The sequence below is a fragment of the Octadecabacter antarcticus 307 genome (assembly GCF_000155675.2).
Taxonomy (GTDB): Bacteria; Pseudomonadota; Alphaproteobacteria; order Rhodobacterales; family Rhodobacteraceae; genus Octadecabacter; species Octadecabacter antarcticus.
Window position 1 is genome coordinate 4,679,753 of sequence record NC_020911.1, and the last position, 19,827, is coordinate 4,699,579.

Here is a 19,827-nt window from a genome sequence, read left to right on the forward strand (position 1 = left end):
ATGGCGTCTTATCAATCTCGACAAAGAGATCCCCTGCTTGATCGTGGCACCCAAGCTGCGATTGAAAAACGTGGCCGCGAACTGGTGGGCATTGGCCTGTTTGTTGTCGGTCTGATGGTGGCGATGATGCTGTGGTCCTACGCGCCCGATGATCCGAACCTCATGTCTGCGACGGACGCCCCTGTTCAAAACTGGCTGGGTCGGCCGGGTGCGTCGTTTGCCGCGGCGCTGTTTATGGTCGTTGGCTACGCAAGCTGGATGGTGCCCGCGGTGCTGATGGCGTGGGGGCTGCGGTTTACGCTGCACCGTGGGCAGGAGCGTGCCGTGGGTCGGGTAATTTTTGCCCCCATCGCGATTGCTGCGACGGCGATTTATGCCGCGACGCTGAACACGGGCACTGGATGGGAAGAAAGTTTTGGTCTTGGCGGGCACTTTGGCGACATGGTCTTATCGATCCTGCTGACGATCCTGCCGTTTGGAACGACGTTCAGCGTGAAACTAATGTCTTTCGTTATGGGGCTCGGCGTTGTGGCGTTGATGGCGTTCGCGCTGGGGTTCACGATGTATGAGATCAGGCGCTTGGGCCGTTTTCTATTGGTCGGCCTGATTGTCGTCTATTCTGGTGTTCTAAACCTTCTCGGTCGATCGGCGTCAGCATCCTACAACGGTGCGCAAGCTTTGAATTCCAGAGTTCAGGAGCGCCGCGAGTTGTCGCGCCAAGAAAAGGCCGAAGTTAAGGCTGAATTGGCTGCAGTGCGGGCAATCCCAGCGCCGTCTTTAGCACAAGAAACTGCGCGTGTGGCCGCCGTGGTGCGCGCGAATCCAGCGATGCCAACCCGTTATGAGGATTTTGATCCGATTGAAGCACCCGTACTGCGTGCACGTGCGCCCGCACCTTTGGCCGCGCCCGCACGTGTTGCGGAACCTGCGCAAAAAGCAGGTTTGTTTGCGTCCTTGCTGAAACGTGCCGATCCGATGCCGGAGCCGGAATTGATTGAAGAACCGCCGCTAGAGGGCGACGTGCCTGCCGCTGATACAGATCGTATTTCGGCACGCATTGCCAACGCCGTGCGCAGCCGCAGTGGACAGCCACAAGAAGTGCAGGTGACCACGAAACCGGGTGTGAACCCCGCAATTACCGCGGCGATTGCCAGCCGGACGGAACCGCAATCAGCACGCGTCGAACCCACGATGGGACGCCAAACTGGGCCGCGCCCACTGTTGTTGAACAGGCAACAGAGGGCAGCCTTGGATTTGGCCGCGCCCACCGAAGCGCCGATGGCGGAGTTGGATGAGGATTACACGCCACCCGCAATGGATTATGCGTCCGTAGATGGGGCCGCGATGCAAACGCCAGCGGCTGCGTTTTCGCCCGCTTTGATTCGTGTGCCGGAGGCAAAGGCGGTCGTTCAGCATCCAGTGCGCAAATCCGTTCAGCCATCGCGTCAAGCCAAGGCCGAAGCGCAACCCGCGTTGAAGTTTGAGGACAAGCGTCCCGTCTATGAAGTACCCCCGCTGAGCCTGTTGTCGTCACCAGACGAAATCACCCGCCATGTGTTGAGCGATGAAGCGTTGGAAGAAAATGCCCGCATGTTGGAAAACGTGTTGGATGATTACGGCGTCAAAGGTGACATCGTTTCAGTGCGCCCCGGTCCAGTCGTCACGATGTATGAACTTGAACCCGCACCGGGATTGAAAGCATCGCGCGTTATCGGTTTGGCGGATGATATTGCACGGTCGATGTCCGCGTTGTCGGCACGGGTGTCCACAGTCCCCGGTCGCACGGTTATTGGAATTGAATTACCGAACGAAAACCGCGAAATGGTCGTGTTGCGCGAGATGCTGAGTGCGCGAGATTTTGGTGACAGCAACATGAAGCTGCCGCTGGCCTTGGGTAAGGATATTGGCGGTGAACCGATCATCGCCAACCTTGCCAAGATGCCCCACCTGCTGATTGCGGGCACCACTGGTTCGGGTAAATCCGTAGCCATCAACACCATGATCCTGAGCCTGCTGTATAAGCTGAGCCCCGAAGAATGCCGGATGATCATGATCGATCCGAAAATGCTGGAGCTGTCGGTTTATGACGGTATTCCGCACCTGCTGAGCCCGGTTGTGACCGACCCTAAAAAAGCGGTCGTCGCGTTGAAATGGGTCGTCGGCGAGATGGAAGAACGTTACCGCAAGATGTCCAAAATGGGCGTGCGCAATATTGATGGGTATAATGGCCGCGTGAAAGACGCGCTTGGCAAAGACGAGCTGTTCAGCCGCACGGTGCAGACGGGTTTTGATGACGATACGGGCGAGCCTGTGTTTGAAACGGATGAGTTCAAGCCCGAAGTGCTGCCCTTTATTGTCGTGATTGTGGACGAGATGGCGGACCTGATGATGGTTGCCGGAAAAGAGATTGAAGCCTGTATTCAGCGACTGGCGCAGATGGCGCGGGCATCGGGTATTCATTTGATTATGGCAACGCAGCGACCGTCAGTGGATGTCATTACGGGGACGATCAAGGCCAACTTCCCGACGCGGATTTCGTTTCAGGTGACCAGCAAAATCGATTCGCGCACCATTCTGGGTGAACAGGGTGCCGAGCAGCTTTTGGGCATGGGTGACATGCTGTATATGGCGGGTGGATCAAAGATTATGCGGGTGCACGGGCCGTTCTGTTCTGACGAAGAGGTCGAAGAGATTGTCACCTATCTGAAGGCCTACGGTCCGCCAGAATACTTTAGTGGCGTGGTTGAAGGACGCGCGGATGATAATGCCAGCAGCATCGACGAGGTGCTTGGTCTGGGCGGAAACACCGACGGCGAGGACGCGCTTTATGATACGGCGGTGGCGATTGTTGCCAAGGATCGCAAATGTTCGACGTCCTATATCCAGCGCAAGTTGGCGATTGGGTATAACAAGGCCGCACGATTGGTTGAGCAGATGGAAGACGAGAATATTGTCAGCGCCGCCAACCATGTTGGCAAACGCGAGATTTTGATCCCGGAACGGCAGTAATTTAACGGGCTTCAGGGCCCCGTTTTCGCATCCGGTTCGGCTAGAATATCTTTTATCTGTGTTTCCAAATCGGCCTTCCAGCCGGCACGCAATTCATTGACCCTTGCCATCATAGCAGCGTTCTCTGCGAGGGGAACGTCGGGCTCATAATGTTCAGCCACTTGGATCATTGATTTGCGATCAACGGCGTCAAAGGCGTCAGACACCTGTGCGGATTTATCCCGCGACATGCCCAGCGCCTCTAGCGCGGATCTGCCGATGCGCAATGAACTGTCGTAGGTTTCGCGAATGATGTCGCGGCAGCCGGCAGCATACAGATCATAGACGTGGTTACGATCCACGGCGCGGGCAATGATGTGCACGTGCGGATAGGTGTGATGGACGTATTTTACGAGTTCGGTGATCTGTTCTTTGCCGTCGATAGCCACGACGAAGATCTTCGCCTCGTCGATGCCTGCTGAATGCAAAAGGTCTGGACGGGTCGCGTCGCCGTAGTAGGCGCGCATTCCGAATTTCGCGACCATGTCGATCTGTTTGGATGAATAATCGATCACAGTCGAGCCGTAGCCCGCACCTTCTAGCATGCGACGCACCAGCCCACCAACGCGGCCATGTCCCGCGACGATAATGTGGTTTGCTTCATCAATGGTGTCGGTTTCGCGGTCCTGATCGGTGTCAAAACGCGGCACTATCACGCGGTCATAAAGGATGAACAGCAGCGGGGTCAGCAGCATCGACAGGGCCACGACCAGCAACAGCTGATCCGCGATAGCGCCGGGAATGACGTTGCTGGCGACGGTGAACGACAGCAATACAAAGCCGAATTCACCAGCTTGCGCGAGGCCGAGGGCGAACAGCCACCGATCACTGCCCTTGATATTGAAGACCACAGCAAGGATCAGAAGAACACCTATTTTGAGCGCAATCAGGCCGAGTGTTAAGCCAACAATGAGCATCAGGTTCGCCCCAAGCAGGCCGAAATTGATCCCCGCGCCAACAGTCATAAAGAACAGGCCAAGCAGCAGGCCTTTAAACGGGTCGATGTCGGATTCTAATTCATGGCGGTATTCGGAGTTCGCCAGAACCACACCTGCAAGGAACGTACCAAGGGCGGGCGACAACCCGACGAGCGACATCAAAAGCGCGATACCAATAACCATCATCAGGGCCGTCGCGGTGAACAATTCGCGCAAGTTTGCGACCGCAATAAACCGAAAGACTGGTGAGGTCAGGAAGTTGCCACCAAGGACAACGGCGGCCACCGCACCAATGGTCACAAGGGTTGTTTGCCATGGACCAAGGCTGTCAACGAGGCTCATGCTTTCGCTATGATCGCCATCTGCGCTGGCGTGATCGCCTGTGGGGACGGGATCACCATGGCTATCAACAAGCACTTCGATATGCGCCGTTTCACCGTGTGTGACCATGTCTGCGGTCAAATCTGGGGCGACATCGCCGAGGCCAGAGAGGGCCAGAAGTGGGATGAAAGCCAGCATTGGGATGACGGCGATGTCTTGGGTCAAAAGTACCGAAAAGCTCGACTGGCCGCCGTCGCTTTTCATCAGGCCTTTTTCGTTGAGGGTTTGCAAAACAATGGCCGTTGATGACAGCGCCATCACCAGACCGATTGCCAGTGCGACGGACCAGATCAGGCCAAATGCCATTGCGACAGCCATCACTGCCAAAGTGGTCAGCACGACCTGTCCACCGCCAAGTCCGATCAGGCGCGCGCGCATCGCCCAAAGCATCTTTGGTTCAAGTTCGAGACCGACAAGGAACAACATCATCACGACGCCAAATTCTGCAAAATGCTGGATCGCGATGACGTCGACATTCAACAGCGCCAAAACAGGACTGATCAGGATGCCAGCAATTAGGTAGCCCAACACCGAGCCGAGCCCCAAGCGTGATGCAATTGGAACGGAAATCACCCCCGCCACCAAAAATACGAACGCGAGCATCAAGAAACCGGTCATTGTATATCCCCCAAATTAACGTTTCTAACCTAGGTGGGAACGTCGACGGGCGAAAGACGGCAAACCAATTGTCTTTGTCTCCTAAATATCCCGGGGGAGTCCGCTAGGATGGGGGCTGGCCCCCCACCCTGATTGCATCACCGTGCTATCGGTTAACAAGTGGCATGATATCGCTTAACGCGACGCGATCACCAATGTTTGTCCCATTGATTGGGTGCAAGTCATGCGCCGCCAGATTAGGTATGAAATATGAATTTAATAACACGCCGACTATGTCTTTTGGCCGTTCCCCTTGCGCTTGCAGGGTTCGCGGCTTCGCCTCTATTTGCGCAGCAGTTGTCGTTGGACCAAGTGTCCAGCTATCTCAACTCGTTCACCAGTGCCGAAGGCGCCTTTACGCAGATCAATGCAGATGGCACGATTTCGACCGGGACAGTCTTTATCAAACGGCCAGGCCGTGTACGGTTCGAATATAATCCGCCCGAGGAATCGTTAGTTGTCGCGGGTGGTGGTCAAGTCGCGATTTTTGATCCGCGGTCCAACAGCGGGCCGGATCGCTATCCGTTAAACCAGACACCGCTGTCGATCATTCTTGAACGCAACATTGATTTTTCGCGCACCGATATGGTCACGGGGCATACCACTGATGGGACAACCACGATCGTGACAGCGCAAGACCCCGATCATCCCGAATATGGCAGTATTCAGATGGTGTATACGTCCAGTCCGGTCGAGTTGCGCCAGTGGATCGTCACGGACGATACAGGCCAGCAGACGACGGTGATTTTGGGTGATTTGGCAAAGGACGGCCGCGTGCCAAATATCCTGTTCAATATACAGCGAGAGATGCGGATTTGGGGCAACTGACGTCGCCGACGCTGAATCCAAAGCTATAGAAACAACAAAGCGCGCCCCGAATTTGGGACGCGCTTTTTATTTTTAAGGCGTGCTGTTCACCGGAACCGGCGACAGCTACGCAATTGCGCGTCGTACATCACGGCGCGGTTACGGACTTCGCCAGCGATGCGGATCAGCCAAGGTTTTGATCGATACGTGCCGCGACGCCAGCCTGTCCGACCCTCGTGGTAGGCCAGATACTGGTTGTAGGTGTCGCTCAGTGGTATGGAATTTTCACGCACTGTTGCGGCCATGTACCAGCCCATGAAATCCGTCGCGTCATCAATGTCGGTACGGCTTGATCGGCGCCTACCGTGCTGATCAACGTAATCTTGCCATGTCCCGTCCAACGCCTGGCTATAGCCAAGTGCGGATGATTGGCGACCTGTCGGGATGATCCCCAACGCGTAGGTGTGCGGTGGGCGGTTGTTGGCGATAAATTTGCTTTCTTGATAGATTATCGCCATCAAGACGTGGGTTTCCACACCCCAGTTTCGTTCAGCCCGTTTGAAGGCGCGCACATAGTGCGGGCGTTCAGTTAGAATGGAACAGGCGTTGTCCAGATTGCGCGGCGCTGAAGCGTCTCGGGCTGCACAGCTTCCCAAGATCATTAATAACAGGGCCGCGCGAAAGAGTTTGCTCATATGCCTCTCGCTTCTTTTATTTTTTTATTGCGATCATGATAACGGATGCGGGGCCGCCTGTGAACCGGTTTTGGCGCGAAATTAGATCACAACTGCCGTGATGAGCGGTAAAGTGACCGCCGACAAGGGCGTCGACACACGAAGACCCCTGCAACAAGCCCCGCAAGCTGTCCGGCCCCGCTGCGCATTTTTCTGACAGCAGTTAAGATGTCACGGTGACAGCGGCGGTAATTTGCACGATCAGCAACGCCAGTGCGATCGCGAATTGTATCACAAATTCAACACGGTAGTCATGTCCCTGTTTCATCTACGCTAACCCGACAGCCGCCAATTAAAGAGACCAGAGGCGCGATTCCAAACACTGTTAGGATAAACAACACAGTCTGTTTCCGCTATTTTTTCCCTGTTTGCATGGACTCATGTGGGCAGAATTGTCTAGTAACGGCCAAGGGGCTGAAAAACCATGCTGAAGACACTTGCGAAATATCATCTGGGCCAAGTGGTTCGCCACCGCAAACATCCGTTTCGCGGTGTCGTGTTTGATGTGGACGCCATGTTTACCAACACCGAAGAATGGTATGATGCGATCCCGGAAGAGGCGCGGCCCCAAAAGGATCAGCCGTTTTACCACCTTCTGGCCGAAAACGATCAGTCCTATTACGTGGCTTACGTATCCGAACAGAACTTGGTCGCGGACTATTCAGGCCAGCCTGTGGACCACCCCGATTTGGACGATTTGTTTGGGCCGTTTGAAGACGGTCAGTATCCGCTGCATTTCCAGCTGAACTAGGTTCTTAGGGTTTCTTGGCCCAAAAGAACAACATTCCCCCAAACGAAAACATTGCCGCATATATTGCCGCATAAAGCGTTGCGTCTGGCACACCGTTTAGGGCGTCGTTCACCGCCGTCCCACAGAGCAACCCGCCTGCCAGCATGAACGCCAGCCCGAATGTGCGGGCGAGCCGTTTTTTGAGTGCATCAATATCCATTTTCAATATCCCAATGTTATGCCATCTTTACGCGGATCGCTGGCCCCTTCGAGGACACCATCCTCGCGTACCACGATGGCTTGCGCCCCGCCAATCGGTGTTTCTGCACGTTTGATTATGTGACCTTTGTCAGCCAACGCCTGTGCCACGTTATCGTCGTAGCCAGTTTCCACCGTCAGCCCGCCGTGTTCGGCAAAACAGCGTGGCGCATCGATGGCGGCTTGGGCGTCCATGCCGAAATCTTCCATATTGGTCAGCAACCGCGCATGGCCGCAGGGCTGGTACGCGCCGCCCATGACGCCGAATGGCATTTCGATCTTGCCCGCGCGTTTGACCATACCAGGAATGATGGTGTGCAGCGGGCGTTTGCCGCCCATAGCCATATTGGGGTGGCCTTGTTCAAGGGTGAAACCTGCGGCGCGGTTCTGGAACAGGATGCTAAATTTATCAGATGCGAGGCCGGATCCGAATGAATGGAAGATCGAATGGCATCGTCGAGTTGTCGGCGATCTTCGCAACGATAGCCCGGACGCCGGATCTCAAGCAGCCTTCAGCACTCGCGTGATGTCGTCCCAGATCCAATGGGCGTCGGCTCTGGACTGACGGTAGCAAGCGGCTGAAAGCGTGTGGCGGCGGTGGCGGCGGTGGCGGAAGACATTTTGGATTTGATCGTGGACGGAGAGAAATTGTTGCGCTTGGCGGGGTGATTTGAACCGACCCATGCATTTTTCTCGCCGCCGGGTCGGCCTGTGCGACCCTTCGGATCGATTGTTGAGTCTCTTATGGCTTCGGTGCTCGATGCCTAGAGCGAGGTCCTTTAGTGCGGCCCCGTAGCTTCGGAGTTTGTCCGTCACAACGACCCGTGGCGCGCCAAATGTTTTGAATAGCTTGCGGAAAAACCGATCCGCGGTCCGTTTATTTCGCCGAGACTGGACGAGGATGTCCAGCACATCGCCGTTGCTGTCGACAGCGCGCCATAGCCAATACTTCTTGCCGTTTGTCGGAAGGACAACTTCGTCCAGGTGCCATTTGTCCGCCACTTTGGGTCGATCTCGGCGGATCACCTTGGCATATTGTGATCCGAAATTCGCTACCCAAGCGCGGATGGTCTCGTAGCTGACTATAATCCCGCGCGCTGCCAGCAAGTCCTCGACATCGCGCAAACTCATGGGAAATCGGTGATAGGCCCAGACGGCGTATGCGATGATCTCAGGAGAAAAACGATGGCCTAAGAAATCGCCAGATTGCTTGGGCTTGGTCATACGAATGCATACCCCGAAGGGAAATACCCCGCAACTTGACGATCCCGTTTAATGAGCATCTGGTCGTCCTCTTGGTTGATGCTCGAAGCATCACCAGAAACAGCAACGGAAGTTTCACCGCTTGCGACGACCTTGAGTTCCTTTTTGACTACCATTTGAGTTCCCTTTGCAGGACACTATTTTTAACAGCCTTTATAAAAAAGGTAAAATTAGTAATTTTTGGTGCCGCTGATAGGACTCGAACCTACTACCCCATCATTACGAATGATGTGCTCTACCAGATGAGCTACAGCGGCCACAGCGCAGGGTTTAGCACCGCCCCATTCTTCCGAAAAGCTCTATTTTTCGTCATTGTTATCCGTCGCTATGGCAATCTCATTATTGACGACCTCGGCTTCCAAAATCTCAACGTCTGTGGTGTCCTTCGAGGGTTCGATTTTCCCGACGATAAGCGGTAACATTTCAACACCAGCGGGCATCGCAACTTCGCCTTTTGGCGGTTCACGCCAAGCCAAAGTATCAAAACCAGAACAATTGACGCAGACAGGCACCCAGGCTGGGTGGATGTGTTGGCAATTATCGCAAATCCATTGTGGGCCGCGCGTTGCGATCAACGCTTTAGAAAGCCACCCACGGACAACTGCATCAGTCGATCCTTCGCCGCGTTCTATTGCTGCCATGATCGTCAGGCTTCGTGCCGTCGGGTCTTGCGCGACCAATTCGGTTATTGCGCGGCGCGCTTCTGGGAAATCTTCCGCAGCAAGGTTCAACTCAGCCAAAAGCATTCTTGTCTCAGGGTGATCAGGATGCGCCTTCGTCAATGCACCAAAACGTTTGAGACGCACTGCCGGATCTTCATGGGGCGCAATCGCTGCGAATGCCGCTGCAAGATCTGGGTGCGGTGCAATATCCCATGCCTTTTTGATAACCCGCGTGGCAGCGCGGTCGGCGTTTTTATTGACGTGGGACTGCGCCGCCATGACAGCAGCGGGCACCAGATCAGGGGACATGCGGTTTGCCTCGATTGCAGCTTCTTGCGCCTCAAGCGTCGCACCTTCGGCAAACACACCCTTTGCCTCAGACAACGCCAACACAGCGTCGCGGCGGCGATGAACGTTGCGTGGCAGTTGTCCGGTCTTCAGCTTGGCGGTGAGTGTTTCGCGCGCGCCCTTCCAGTCGGATTTCTCAGCCTGAAGGCGCAGAAGTGTGTCCTGCGTTTCAACGTGCTTTGGTTTGATCGCAAACGCTTTCTGTGCCAACAACAGTGCCGTGTCCGTGTCGCCATCTTGCAGCTTTTGTTTCATAATTCCACGCACCCCGACGAAACGGGTTTTGTCGTTTGCAAGCAGCTTTCGATACGTCAGCTCAGCAGTCTTGCGATCCCCCGCAAGTTCGGCCGCTTGCGCGGTCAGCAGATTTGTCAACTCAGGCCGCTCAAGGAATTTTTCGGCGCGGTTTGCTTTGGCCATCGCCAAACGACCTTCGCCGGATGCCAGTGCCAACATGCCCTCTGACAACGCTTCGTATCCTTTGCGCTCACGGTTGCGGGAAAAATAGCGCGAGATCGCAGTTTCATCCCCGTTCAGGAATTTGAACGCTGCAACCGCAAGACCGACCAATTTGGAAACCAGCCAAACGAGGGCAACCAGAATGATCAGTCCGATCGCCATCTCAATAACCGAGAAACTGGCAGCTTGCCCACCAATATCAATCGTCGCACTGCCCTCCATTTCGAGCAACATGGTGGCGCCAAACGTGGCGGCCATTACGGCGCCAACGAAGGCCAAAATCTTTACAAGGGACCAGAGCATTTGTGTGCAGCCTCAGTTTTAATCAAAGGTTTCGGAAAGGGTCGCAATCGCATCGAGAACGTCTGCACGTTGGGTCGCACGTGCGATCCAGTCATTCAGTTCAGCGCGGGCCACCTGCGGCAACGTTTCGAGTTCAGCCAAGGCATCGGCGACGCGGCCTTCTTTGATAGCCGCCTCTGCGCGCGACAAGACGGCATCAGGGCCTGCGCCCTCTTGCGGCGCAGTAGATCGCACATCAAACTGGCTGCGCAAGAACCCGCCAAACCCGCCCGCATCATCGGAAACGCCTTCAGCGCGCGCAGTTGCCAGTGCGGACCGCGCAGCAATTGGGAAGTCCTGAGTAAGCTGCGCAGTTGTCGCAACACCACTTTCGGCAGCATCAGTAAGAACAACTGGCAAATCATTCACGTCAATATCGGACAGGGCGTCACCGAAGGGCGCGCCTGTTTCAACAGCCGCCGCGACGCGGTTCAACGCAGCGCGCACGAAAGCATCCTGCGCGGTTACAATGGCCTCTTGTTCAAGCTCGGCTGCCTCTTGACGGATCGCTGCAAGATCAGCCTCGGCCTGCGCGGCCATAGACATCACATCCTCTTGTTGGGCAGTCATCTCTGCCCGAAGTTGGTCGATTTCAACCTGATAGGCACTCGGTCCTGTATCGGACATTGTGCCGTCTGCTTCGGGGGCTATCTCAACATCTGTCAAACGGTCATCAAAGGCAGTAATTTGCGTGCCAACTCTGTCAGAAAGTTCATTGAGTCGCGCAGTAGTCTGATCGGACAAATCAGAGATTTGTGCGTCAATGCTTGTTAAATCAAGGCTTGGGATATTCGCGATCTGCGCTTCAAGCGCCGCAATCTGATCAGCTTGCGCGGCCAGCTGAACGCTTATATCGCCTGATCGATTATTACGGTCGTAGACCGCAGCAATCACAAACCCGATCGTACCCGCGACAAGGCCCCCAATCAAAAGCGGAATAAATCCGCGTGATGTTGCGTTTTCACGTCGGGCAGGTGTCTGAACGGCATTAATCATCTCAGGTTCTTCTACCGGCTTGTCCAGTTCTTCTGTCGGGTTCGAGTCCGGTTCTACGGTGGGCGCAACGAACGCGTCCTCCACGCCCTCCACGCCCTCCACATCCAAACCGTCTTCGGGCGCGCCATCCAAACCAACGACACCTTCATCTTTCAGAATATCGTCCCCAATAGGATCGTCAGTCGCGGGTTCAGTGGTCTCTAACTCAGTCGTCTCATCCGCAGTACTCTCAGACATTTCAACTGCATCAGTAACCGACGCGTCAACCTCGGATTCTCCGATTTTACCGTTAGTCGTCTTGGCCACGTTTACACCCTACTCACTTCACACAGGGCTAAATCGCCCCACCATCACTCTATCGTGGCGGTTGCAGACCCTCAAGCAATCAAACGCGCCGTCGCTTGCGCCATTGCGCGCATGTCATTGGCGTCTGATACCAAAATATTCAAAGGCGAAAGAACGCGCGATGCACCTGCGACTGCATCGCTTATCGCGACAACCACACAGCCGCCAAAATGCAGTGGCCAATTCTCCAATATCGATACTGTTTCGGCAGAAAATAACGGAATTATCACCATTTCACTACTCTCTAACGCATCACGGGCTGTTTGGGATGGACCCCGCGTCGCCTTGCGATACACAACTACGTCTTGGCACCGCAACCCTGCCTCGTTTAAACTTTTAGTGATATCCCCCCGCGCGATTGCACCGCGAATATGCAGCAACGCGTCATCTGGTCGCTGCCTTAGAATCAGCGCCACCAAGTCGTCAGCAGAACCACCAGCACTGACGGAAACGTAACCTGCATCCGTTGCTGCATTTGCCGTGGCATCACCGACACAAAATGCAGGCCGTCCATTGCCCCGCGGCGCCTGTGCGACACCGGCTTGCGACGTGAAAATCGCAGTGTCGAAGTCCGGCATATCAACGGACAAAGCCTCATTTTCGAAGGCAGGACTGGTGATCACGTCGAACTGGCCGGATACCGCACGAAGAGCATCAACAAACCGCTGCGCGTCTGCCTCTGGTCTCGTGACCAAAACGATAGGATTAACGAAGCGCGCCATAGCAACATCCCTCTGACCATTGTGGCAATTGCGGCCAAGTGTTACCTGCGGAGTTTCCAGACGCAAGCAAACGGGCCTCCTTATCATGTCGGCACCCCTTACCATCCTTGGCATCGAAAGCAGCTGCGATGACACAGCCGCCGCCGTCGTGCGCGGTGTCGCAGGCTCTGCCACCATCTTATCCAATATTGTCTTCGATCAGACCAAAGCACATGCTGATTTTGGCGGAATTGTACCCGAAATTGCTGCGCGCGCCCATGCGGAAAAGATTGATCATGCAATCGAAGATGCATTGATGGTGGCCAATGTTGACCTGTCCGAAATCGATGCAATCGCGGTCACCGCCGGACCCGGTCTCATTGGTGGCGTGTTGTCTGGTGTGATGTGCGCCAAAGGCCTTAGCGCCGCGACCGGCCTGCCGCTAATTGGCGTAAACCATCTGGCGGGTCATGCGTTGACACCACAACTGACAGACAGCATCGCGTTTCCCTATCTGATGTTGCTGGTTTCTGGTGGTCATTGCCAGTTTTTGCTGGTGCAGGACCACGACAAATACATACGCCTTGGCGGAACCATCGACGACGCCCCCGGCGAAGCGTTTGATAAGACCGCGCGTATTCTTGGCCTTTCACAACCAGGCGGGCCCGCCGTTGAACACGCCGCGAAAGACGGTGACGCGCGCGCATTCGCCTTGCCGCGCCCGCTTCTTGGCCGCGACGATTGCAACATGTCGTTCTCTGGTCTGAAGACAGCAGTTCTACGGGCTCGCGATGATGTGATAACAAAATATAGCGGCATTCCCTTGGCAGTTCGCGCCGACCTCTGTGCAAGTTTTCAAGCGGCTGTGACGGATGTCTTGGTCGGTAAATCGCGAAAGGCTTTGATCGCAGCACGCGCCATTTCACCCGATGTGAACACCCTAGCCGTCGCCGGGGGCGTCGCTGCGAACGGGACAATTCGTCAGGCGCTAAATGAACTTTGCGCCGAGACAGAGACTATTTTCGTCGCCCCACCTCTCGCTCTATGTACAGATAACGCCGCGATGATTGCTTATGCAGGATTGCTGCGCTTAACTGCTGGTATGACCGATGACTTGACCCTCTCTGCCCGACCAAGATGGCCACTCGACCAAACCAGTCCGACACTGCTGGGGAGCGGTAAGAAGGGCGCCAAAGCATGAAGATCGCAGTTGCAGGCGCTGGGGCATTCGGAACAGGACTCGCGATTTCATTGGCCGCGAATGGGCCGGTAACACTTTGGGCCCGCAATTCAGATGTGGCCACTGAGATGGCAAAGTCGCGCGAAAATAAGGCACGTTTGCCGACCCATAAAATCCCACGTGATGTTCTGATATCTTCGGATCTTAAAGACGTATTTGGCGCTGAAACTGTCCTGCTCGCGATCCCAGCGCAAAAACTTGGGGCCTGGTTGGCAGAACACGCCCAACATCTTGCAGGCAAACGGTTGGTCGCCTGTTGTAAAGGTATCGATCAGACCACTTTGCGCGGTCCTGTGGCGCAGATTGAAGCGCACGTGCCAGATGCGATCGGCGCAATGCTGACGGGGCCAAGTTTTGCCGCCGACATCGCCAACCATTTGCCCACAGCCCTAACGTTAGCCTGCAAAAACGGGGACGAAGGGGCCTATTTACAAGCCTGCCTTTCGACCCCGACCCTGCGGCTTTACCTCAGTCATGACGTTATAGGTGCTGAACTTGGTGGTGCGCTCAAGAATGTGATAGCGATTGCATGTGGTGTTTGTATGGGCGCTGGTTTTGGCGAAAGCGCGCGCGCCGCTGTGATCACACGTGGGTTTGCAGAAATGCGGCGCATCGGTGGGGCGCTGGGTGCTGACCCCGAAACCCTTACAGGGCTGTCCGGCTTTGGCGATCTGGCCTTGACCTGTACGTCGGATGCATCGCGCAACTATCGTTTCGGTTTGGCAATCGGTGCTGCAAGAGATTTCGATCCAAACACCACGGTTGAGGGTGCGGCGACCGCCATATCAGTCACTAACCTTGCGAAACATCACGATCTTGATCTCCCGATCTGCCGTGTTGTTGCTGATCTATCATCTGGTAAGATTGACCCTGAAACCGCTCTCGCCACCCTTCTCTCTCGTCCCCTTAGAAAGGAATAAACATGCGCGTCGTTCTTATTACTTGTGATAATCCTGCGTCCTTACAGATCCGTCTCGATAACCGCGACGCCCACCTAGCCTATATTGCTGAGACAGGCGTTGTCGAAATGGCGGGTCCGTTTCTGGACCTTAACGGCCAAATGTGTGGATCAATGATCATCATGAATGTTGACAGCATTGCGGCGGCGCAGGCTTGGGCAGACAATGATCCCTACCAAAAGGCCGGATTGTTCAAAGATGTCCGCATTGAGGAATGGAAGAAGGTCATCGGCTGATGCGTTACTGGCTGTTCAAATCCGAACCGTCCACGTGGGGCTGGGACGACCAAGTTGCCAAGGGTGATGCGGGCGAAGAATGGGACGGCGTGCGCAATTACCAAGCCCGTAATTTTATGCGCGAAATGGCCTGCGGTGATCGCGGTTTCTTTTATCATTCTCAAAAAGAGAAGGCCGTTGTCGGCATTGTTGAAGTCTGCGCACCAGCCCATCCCGACAGCACCATTGATGATGATCGATGGGAGTGTGTGGACATCAAGGCAGTTCGACCTTTCGAAACACCAGTGACGCTGGACCAGATCAAGGCCGACGACAGCCTAAGCGAAATGGTCCTCGTCAAGAATTCACGGCTGTCTGTCCAACCTGTGTCCGACGATGAATGGCTGGCAATTTGTGCCCTAGGTCGGACAAACCCCTAGCTTTTTGACCCCATTCGTCCCTAAAATCTGACCCAGATGAAAAACCCTGGGAGAAAAGATGGATTTTATAGCTGTAATAGTGGCCGCATTTGCGGGTTTTGCGTTTGGGGCCGCCTGGTACATGACGCTGTCAAAGCCATGGATGGACGCCGCCGGCATCAAAGCCAATGAGAATGGTCGGCCTGAGGGTGCCACGATGGTGCCCTACGTCATGGCGCTCGTTGCAATGATCCTTGTGTCGGGCATGATGCGTCACACATTTGCGCTTTCGGGCATCGAAACCGTCGGCAAAGGTCTGATTTCTGGCCTCGGCATCGGGCTGTTTTTCATTAGCCCGTGGATCATGATCAATAACGGCTACACCAATCGTCCGTTCAAGCTGACGCTGATTGATAGTGGTTATGCCACGTTCGGCTGTGCCATCGTTGGCGCAATCCTAACATTGTTCTAACTGTCTGGGAAAATGAAAGGGCCCAAGCACCCCGCCCAGACCCTTTCTCTCACCAACGTGCACTCCTAAAAGCCACCACACGTATCACTGAAATCGGTCCGGGCCATACTGACCGCTTTATTGGGATACACCTTGCGTTCCAATTCATGCAAATCAATTGCCCAGAAAATTCGTCTAAAATAAGAAAAGCCGGGATCGTCAAGTTGCGGGGTATTTCCCTTCGGGGTATGCATTCGTATGACCAAGCCCAAGCAATCTGGCGCCTTCTTGGGCCATCGTTTTTCTCCTGAGATCATCGCATACGCCGTCTGGGCCTATCACCGATTTCCCATGAGTTTGCGCGATGTCGAGGACTTGCTGGCAGCACGCGGGATTATAGTCGGCTACGAGACCATCCGCGCTTGGGTAGCGAAATTCGGATCACAATATGCCAAGGTGATCCGCCGAGATCGACCCAAAGTGGCGGACAAATGGCACCTGGACGAAGTTGTCCTTCCGATAAACGGCAAGAAGTATTGGCTATGGCGCGCTGTCGACAGTAACGGGTGGAGGTTGTGGTTTAGGGAGAGTACATGTTCTCGCTTAGGGCGTGAACTTCGTTTTCGGTTCCCTCTATTGGTTGTTGGCCAATTCGCAGAATGCATTTTCCTTGATACCAATCTTCGATGGTTCCGTCAGATTTACGCCTTTTCTTTTTCTCAAAAATATCTCGATATCGTCGAGGTGATATACCTGCGAAATGTTCAAGTGTCATACCCAAATCTGAGTCCTTTGTATCGGATATTGCATATGAATAGAGCTGTCGTGTTTTACTCTTTGGATAAGGTTCAATAAAGACCAGACGGCTAATGCCAGCCGCAATAATATGCTTGGCACAATTATGGCAGGGGAAGGTTGTAACATGCATTGTGGCACCTTGAATGCGCCTGCCAAGTCTAGCCGCATCAGATATTGAATTCATTTCTGCATGGACCATACGGCCATACTCAGTAATGTCGCCAATTGCCGAGGCCATTATTGCTTTCCGCTTGTCCGAGTTATCAAGAATTCCTGATGGATCAAGATCATCTTTAAGTGACCCAGTTTGGTGCAAGGCTTTAAGAAAGTCGAAAACAATGCGGTTTGTTTCAGCTTTGTTGGCTTCACCCTTCTCATCAATATCGCGGTGTTTTTCTGTATCATCGTCCCAATAATTGCCACCGTTCGGTTTGGGAACTTCATTACATCCAATTGAAATGACGTCGGCTTCAGGCGTAAGAATCGCGGCTCCCACTTGTCTTGATAAGTCAACCGAACGAAGTGAGGCCATCTTCGCCATATATGCACCAAATTCGTCCCTAGTTGGTGAAATATCATTTCTACCGAAGAGTGCTTGTATAAATCGATGACAAGTGTCCTCAACGGTTTTTCTAGACCGCGCTTCAATAAAGACGTCGCCAAGATGAAAAATATCCCCAATTTTCTGGCCAAACGTGTCTTCGTCATCCTCGTCTTTCTTTATTAAATCATCAGCTTGTTCGGAGCACATTTCATTATTGAATGCAGGGTGCTGGTTGCCTATTAGCGTTATTAGGCTTTGTTTGCGTGCTGCCACGTCTTGAGTTATCGAGACCTGAATGAACTGTCGGCCATAGACCTTCGCAAGCAGATCAATTTCCTTCTCCCGCTTTAGTTGGCGGACGATGTACGCTGTCCCTTCTGCAGGAAGACTCTCGGAATCCGCACCACCCTCGATTTTTGTGCCTCGTGACTCATGCTCTTCCCGTCGCGCTTCACGGATTAACCTGATGGCTTCGGCGGCAAGAACTGCTTCGTTACTGAGGAGTTGGCAGACTCTATTTCCTGCCTCCATCTTCTCTTCAATTAAGTTTATGTCTTCAGACTTTCCGGTCTTGGCTTCTATCAGACCCCCCAGAGAGTCACTCAGACCGATCTGTTTCGTCGAGTATCCGACCTTCCTGAGTTCGCCATCTAGAACAGTTTGCACTGTTGTGATGTCGCAACCGATGGGACCAACAAGGCCAATGACAAGTTCAGGCCGGTAGTTGCTGGCCCTTGTCGCTAAAGTTTTATCCACAACTTTACTCATTCAAAAATACCTCATGCCAGCGAAACCCTTGCGGTAAACCAATGAATGATTCATTTTAAAGATTCACAGGAAGACTTTCATGGCACAAAATAACCTCACAGAAGTAAATTCCAAAGACCGTGTTGAAGTAGATATAGTCAAAAGAAATCGGAAGCTTGAGCACGAACAGTTGGTGATAACCATTTCTAAGCAGGCTGCTTCAACGCGTTTGCATCTAGCAGGTAGATTCAAGATGAACTGATGAAACACAGTTTCATTGGCGCCCCCCCCCCCAATCACTCCTCCACCTTCCCCCTTAACTTCTTAACCTCGCCCACCTTCTTCTTCGCATCCACGCGTTTGCGTTTTTGGTTGGTCGACACCCGCGTTTTGACCCGTCGTTTGGGCACAAACAGCGCTGCGCGGATTAACTCCGCCAGCCGGTCCCGCGCGATCTCGCGGTTGCGCGCTTGTGATCGGGTGTCCTGCACAAACAAAATCACCGCGCCGTCGCCCGTCCATTTGCGCCCCGCCAATCGGCGCAACCGTGTTTTCACCGGACCGCTCAGCGCAGGGGATCGCGCCGCCTCGAACCGCAGCTCAACTGCAGTCGACACCTTGTTAACATTTTGCCCACCGGGGCCGGACGCGCGCACGAATTGCTCTGTCAGCTCCCAGTCCTCAATTTCGATTGAATCGTTGATCCGAAGTCCCATCTGGCGACCATCCCACTTTTGTCCAAACCAGACAAACCCCTGTTTGGGTTTTGTATACATTCGACCGGTTTCAACGAAAAGGGCCGCCCCAGCTAAGGAGCGGCCCGTCGAAAGTTCAGGAGGTGTGGCCGGTTAGAGCGCAATCCGAAACCTATATCACGGCAATCGGACCAATTTGCGCGCCAATACAAGACGCGGTCTCACCTATGGTCATTCGCATCCAAGGTTTGCCCTAGACACGGCCCCCCATAGTTGTCCCGTCACACGTCTCCACTATCTTTCTAGACACTGGATCACCTCCTCTCGTTTGTTTCCGTTAAAGGTAGGAAACCACAAGTTCTGGTAATCACCAAAGGAAAAATGACTAACCCTAGGCAGGTTTTGACATTCGCCCAACAATGAGGCGGAATGGCAGCAGCGCAAAGAGCGCAATGGTGAGCTTTACACCCCAGTCCGCCACGGCCAGCGACACCCAAAGCGGGGCGCTTGGTCCCGCAAGCAGGAACGGCACCGCATCCCACGCCCATGAAATCTCGGCGTCCGCATTTGCGCCAAATGATATGAACCCACTGAATGCAATGGTGAAAAACAGCGCCGTGTCGATGGTCGACCCGATCAATGTTGACGCCAATGGCGCGCGCCACCACGCCCCGTCGCGCAGCCGCTGAAAGATCGCCACGTCGATCAGCTGCGCCACGAGGAACGCCGTCGCAGACCCAATCGCCACACGCAGGGCCACGGCAGGAAATGCAAACCCGTCGCCTTGGATCATGATCTGGCTGCCGATCAAGGAACACACCACACCAACGATAAAGCCAATGAAAACAACACGCCGCGCCGTCGAAGCACCATAACAGCGGTTCATCACGTCGGTCACAAGGAACGCCAGCGGGTAAGTAAATGCACCCCATGTCAGCAACCCGTCAAGGATTAGAAACTGCACAAGGATGTTGGACGCCACCACAACGATGGCCATGGCGAACACGCCAGGAAGAATTCGGGTCATAATATTAATCCGTTTTGACAAGGTAGTCGGACACTTGGCCCTTCAGGATAAAGGACGCCGCTC

General features: G+C 54.3%; 20 protein-coding genes, 1 tRNA gene and 2 pseudogenes. 10 read left to right on the forward strand and 13 right to left on the reverse strand.

The window, feature by feature from the left end; translation table 11 throughout:
- Positions 1–3,009 (forward strand): DNA translocase FtsK, encoded by a 3,009-nt coding sequence (locus tag OAN307_RS23960; protein WP_015501983.1) that lies wholly within the window; start codon positions 1–3, stop codon positions 3,007–3,009.
- Between the two features lie 11 nt (positions 3,010–3,020).
- Here OAN307_RS23960 and OAN307_RS23965 read toward each other — a convergent pair whose 3' ends face one another.
- Positions 3,021–4,985: a cation:proton antiporter domain-containing protein gene (locus tag OAN307_RS23965; RefSeq protein ID WP_015501984.1), complete on the reverse strand. Its 1,965-nt coding sequence runs from the start codon at positions 4,983–4,985 to the stop codon at positions 3,021–3,023.
- A 249-nt stretch (positions 4,986–5,234) separates the two neighbouring features.
- Between OAN307_RS23965 and OAN307_RS23970 the strand changes: the two genes are divergently transcribed.
- Positions 5,235–5,852, forward strand: a complete 618-nt coding sequence (locus OAN307_RS23970) for a LolA family protein (protein ID WP_015501985.1) — start codon at positions 5,235–5,237, stop codon at positions 5,850–5,852.
- Positions 5,853–5,938: 86 nt separating this feature from the next.
- On the opposite strand, the gene OAN307_RS23975 is transcribed toward OAN307_RS23970, so the two are convergent.
- A complete protein-coding gene (locus OAN307_RS23975; RefSeq protein ID WP_015501986.1) occupies positions 5,939–6,526 on the reverse strand; it encodes a transglycosylase SLT domain-containing protein in 588 nt (195 codons plus the stop codon).
- A 463-nt stretch (positions 6,527–6,989) separates the two neighbouring features.
- Between OAN307_RS23975 and hspQ the strand changes: the two genes are divergently transcribed.
- Complete coding sequence (hspQ, locus tag OAN307_RS23980; protein WP_015501987.1) at positions 6,990–7,316, forward strand: heat shock protein HspQ; 327 nt, start codon at positions 6,990–6,992, stop codon at positions 7,314–7,316.
- A 4-nt stretch (positions 7,317–7,320) separates the two neighbouring features.
- Here hspQ and OAN307_RS23985 read toward each other — a convergent pair whose 3' ends face one another.
- From OAN307_RS23985 to OAN307_RS24015, 8 genes and pseudogenes are all read right to left on the reverse strand, one after another.
- The gene (locus OAN307_RS23985) at positions 7,321–7,515 is read right to left on the reverse strand and encodes a hypothetical protein (protein WP_015501988.1); all 195 of its coding nucleotides are present in this window, start codon (positions 7,513–7,515) and stop codon (positions 7,321–7,323) included.
- Positions 7,516–7,517: 2 nt separating this feature from the next.
- A pseudogene (locus tag OAN307_RS23990) lies at positions 7,518–8,003 on the reverse strand (gamma-glutamyltransferase); the annotation flags it as partial.
- A gap of 51 nt (positions 8,004–8,054) precedes the next feature.
- Complete coding sequence (locus OAN307_RS23995) at positions 8,055–8,777, reverse strand: IS6 family transposase (protein WP_015501990.1); 723 nt, start codon at positions 8,775–8,777, stop codon at positions 8,055–8,057.
- On the reverse strand, positions 8,774–8,932 hold the full coding sequence (locus OAN307_RS29285; protein ID WP_015501991.1) for a hypothetical protein: 159 nt from the start codon (positions 8,930–8,932) through the stop codon (positions 8,774–8,776). The genes OAN307_RS23995 and OAN307_RS29285 overlap by 4 nt, the downstream gene beginning before the upstream one ends.
- 65 nt (positions 8,933–8,997) lie before the next feature.
- Positions 8,998–9,073, reverse strand: a tRNA-Thr gene (locus tag OAN307_RS24000).
- 42 nt (positions 9,074–9,115) lie between these two features.
- On the reverse strand, positions 9,116–10,588 hold the full coding sequence (locus OAN307_RS24005) for a heme biosynthesis protein HemY (RefSeq protein ID WP_015501992.1): 1,473 nt from the start codon (positions 10,586–10,588) through the stop codon (positions 9,116–9,118).
- Positions 10,589–10,606: 18 nt separating this feature from the next.
- Positions 10,607–11,929 (reverse strand): hypothetical protein, encoded by a 1,323-nt coding sequence (locus tag OAN307_RS24010; protein ID WP_015501993.1) that lies wholly within the window; start codon positions 11,927–11,929, stop codon positions 10,607–10,609.
- 71 nt (positions 11,930–12,000) lie between these two features.
- Entirely contained in the window at positions 12,001–12,690 is a 690-nt protein-coding gene (locus OAN307_RS24015) for a uroporphyrinogen-III synthase (RefSeq protein ID WP_015501994.1), read from the reverse strand.
- 85 nt (positions 12,691–12,775) lie between these two features.
- On the opposite strand from OAN307_RS24015, the gene tsaD reads away from it, so the two are divergent.
- The 6 genes and pseudogenes from tsaD to OAN307_RS27375 all read left to right on the forward strand — a co-directional run.
- Positions 12,776–13,870 (forward strand): tRNA (adenosine(37)-N6)-threonylcarbamoyltransferase complex transferase subunit TsaD, encoded by a 1,095-nt coding sequence (tsaD, locus tag OAN307_RS24020; protein ID WP_015501995.1) that lies wholly within the window; start codon positions 12,776–12,778, stop codon positions 13,868–13,870.
- Positions 13,867–14,829 carry an NAD(P)H-dependent glycerol-3-phosphate dehydrogenase gene (locus OAN307_RS24025; protein ID WP_015501996.1) on the forward strand — a complete coding sequence of 321 codons (963 nt, stop codon included), beginning with the start codon at positions 13,867–13,869 and terminating at the stop codon, positions 14,827–14,829. Before tsaD ends, OAN307_RS24025 begins: the two co-directional genes overlap by 4 nt.
- Positions 14,830–14,831: 2 nt before the next feature.
- Positions 14,832–15,104 carry a YciI family protein gene (locus tag OAN307_RS24030; RefSeq protein WP_015501997.1) on the forward strand — a complete coding sequence of 91 codons (273 nt, stop codon included), beginning with the start codon at positions 14,832–14,834 and terminating at the stop codon, positions 15,102–15,104.
- Positions 15,104–15,523, forward strand: coding sequence for an EVE domain-containing protein (locus tag OAN307_RS24035; RefSeq protein ID WP_015501998.1), 420 nt, complete (start codon positions 15,104–15,106; stop codon positions 15,521–15,523). Before OAN307_RS24030 ends, OAN307_RS24035 begins: the two co-directional genes overlap by 1 nt.
- Before the next feature lie 58 nt (positions 15,524–15,581).
- Positions 15,582–15,974, forward strand: a complete 393-nt coding sequence (locus tag OAN307_RS24040; RefSeq protein WP_015501999.1) for a DUF1761 domain-containing protein — start codon at positions 15,582–15,584, stop codon at positions 15,972–15,974.
- A 237-nt stretch (positions 15,975–16,211) separates the two neighbouring features.
- Positions 16,212–16,520 (forward strand): annotated as a pseudogene (locus tag OAN307_RS27375) (IS6 family transposase); the annotation flags it as partial.
- 13 nt (positions 16,521–16,533) lie between these two features.
- Here OAN307_RS27375 and OAN307_RS24045 read toward each other — a convergent pair.
- Positions 16,534–18,063 (reverse strand): anti-phage dCTP deaminase, encoded by a 1,530-nt coding sequence (locus OAN307_RS24045; protein WP_015502000.1) that lies wholly within the window; start codon positions 18,061–18,063, stop codon positions 16,534–16,536.
- A gap of 79 nt (positions 18,064–18,142) precedes the next feature.
- Between OAN307_RS24045 and OAN307_RS29290 the strand changes: the two genes are divergently transcribed.
- On the forward strand, positions 18,143–18,304 hold the full coding sequence (locus tag OAN307_RS29290; protein WP_187292526.1) for a hypothetical protein: 162 nt from the start codon (positions 18,143–18,145) through the stop codon (positions 18,302–18,304).
- A 34-nt stretch (positions 18,305–18,338) separates the two neighbouring features.
- On the opposite strand, the gene arfB is transcribed toward OAN307_RS29290, so the two are convergent.
- Positions 18,339–18,758, reverse strand: a complete 420-nt coding sequence (arfB, locus tag OAN307_RS24050) for an alternative ribosome rescue aminoacyl-tRNA hydrolase ArfB (RefSeq protein WP_015502001.1) — start codon at positions 18,756–18,758, stop codon at positions 18,339–18,341.
- Positions 18,759–19,128: 370 nt separating this feature from the next.
- Entirely contained in the window at positions 19,129–19,764 is a 636-nt protein-coding gene (locus OAN307_RS24055; protein WP_015502002.1) for a queuosine precursor transporter, read from the reverse strand.
- Positions 19,765–19,827: the final 63 nt, after the last annotated feature.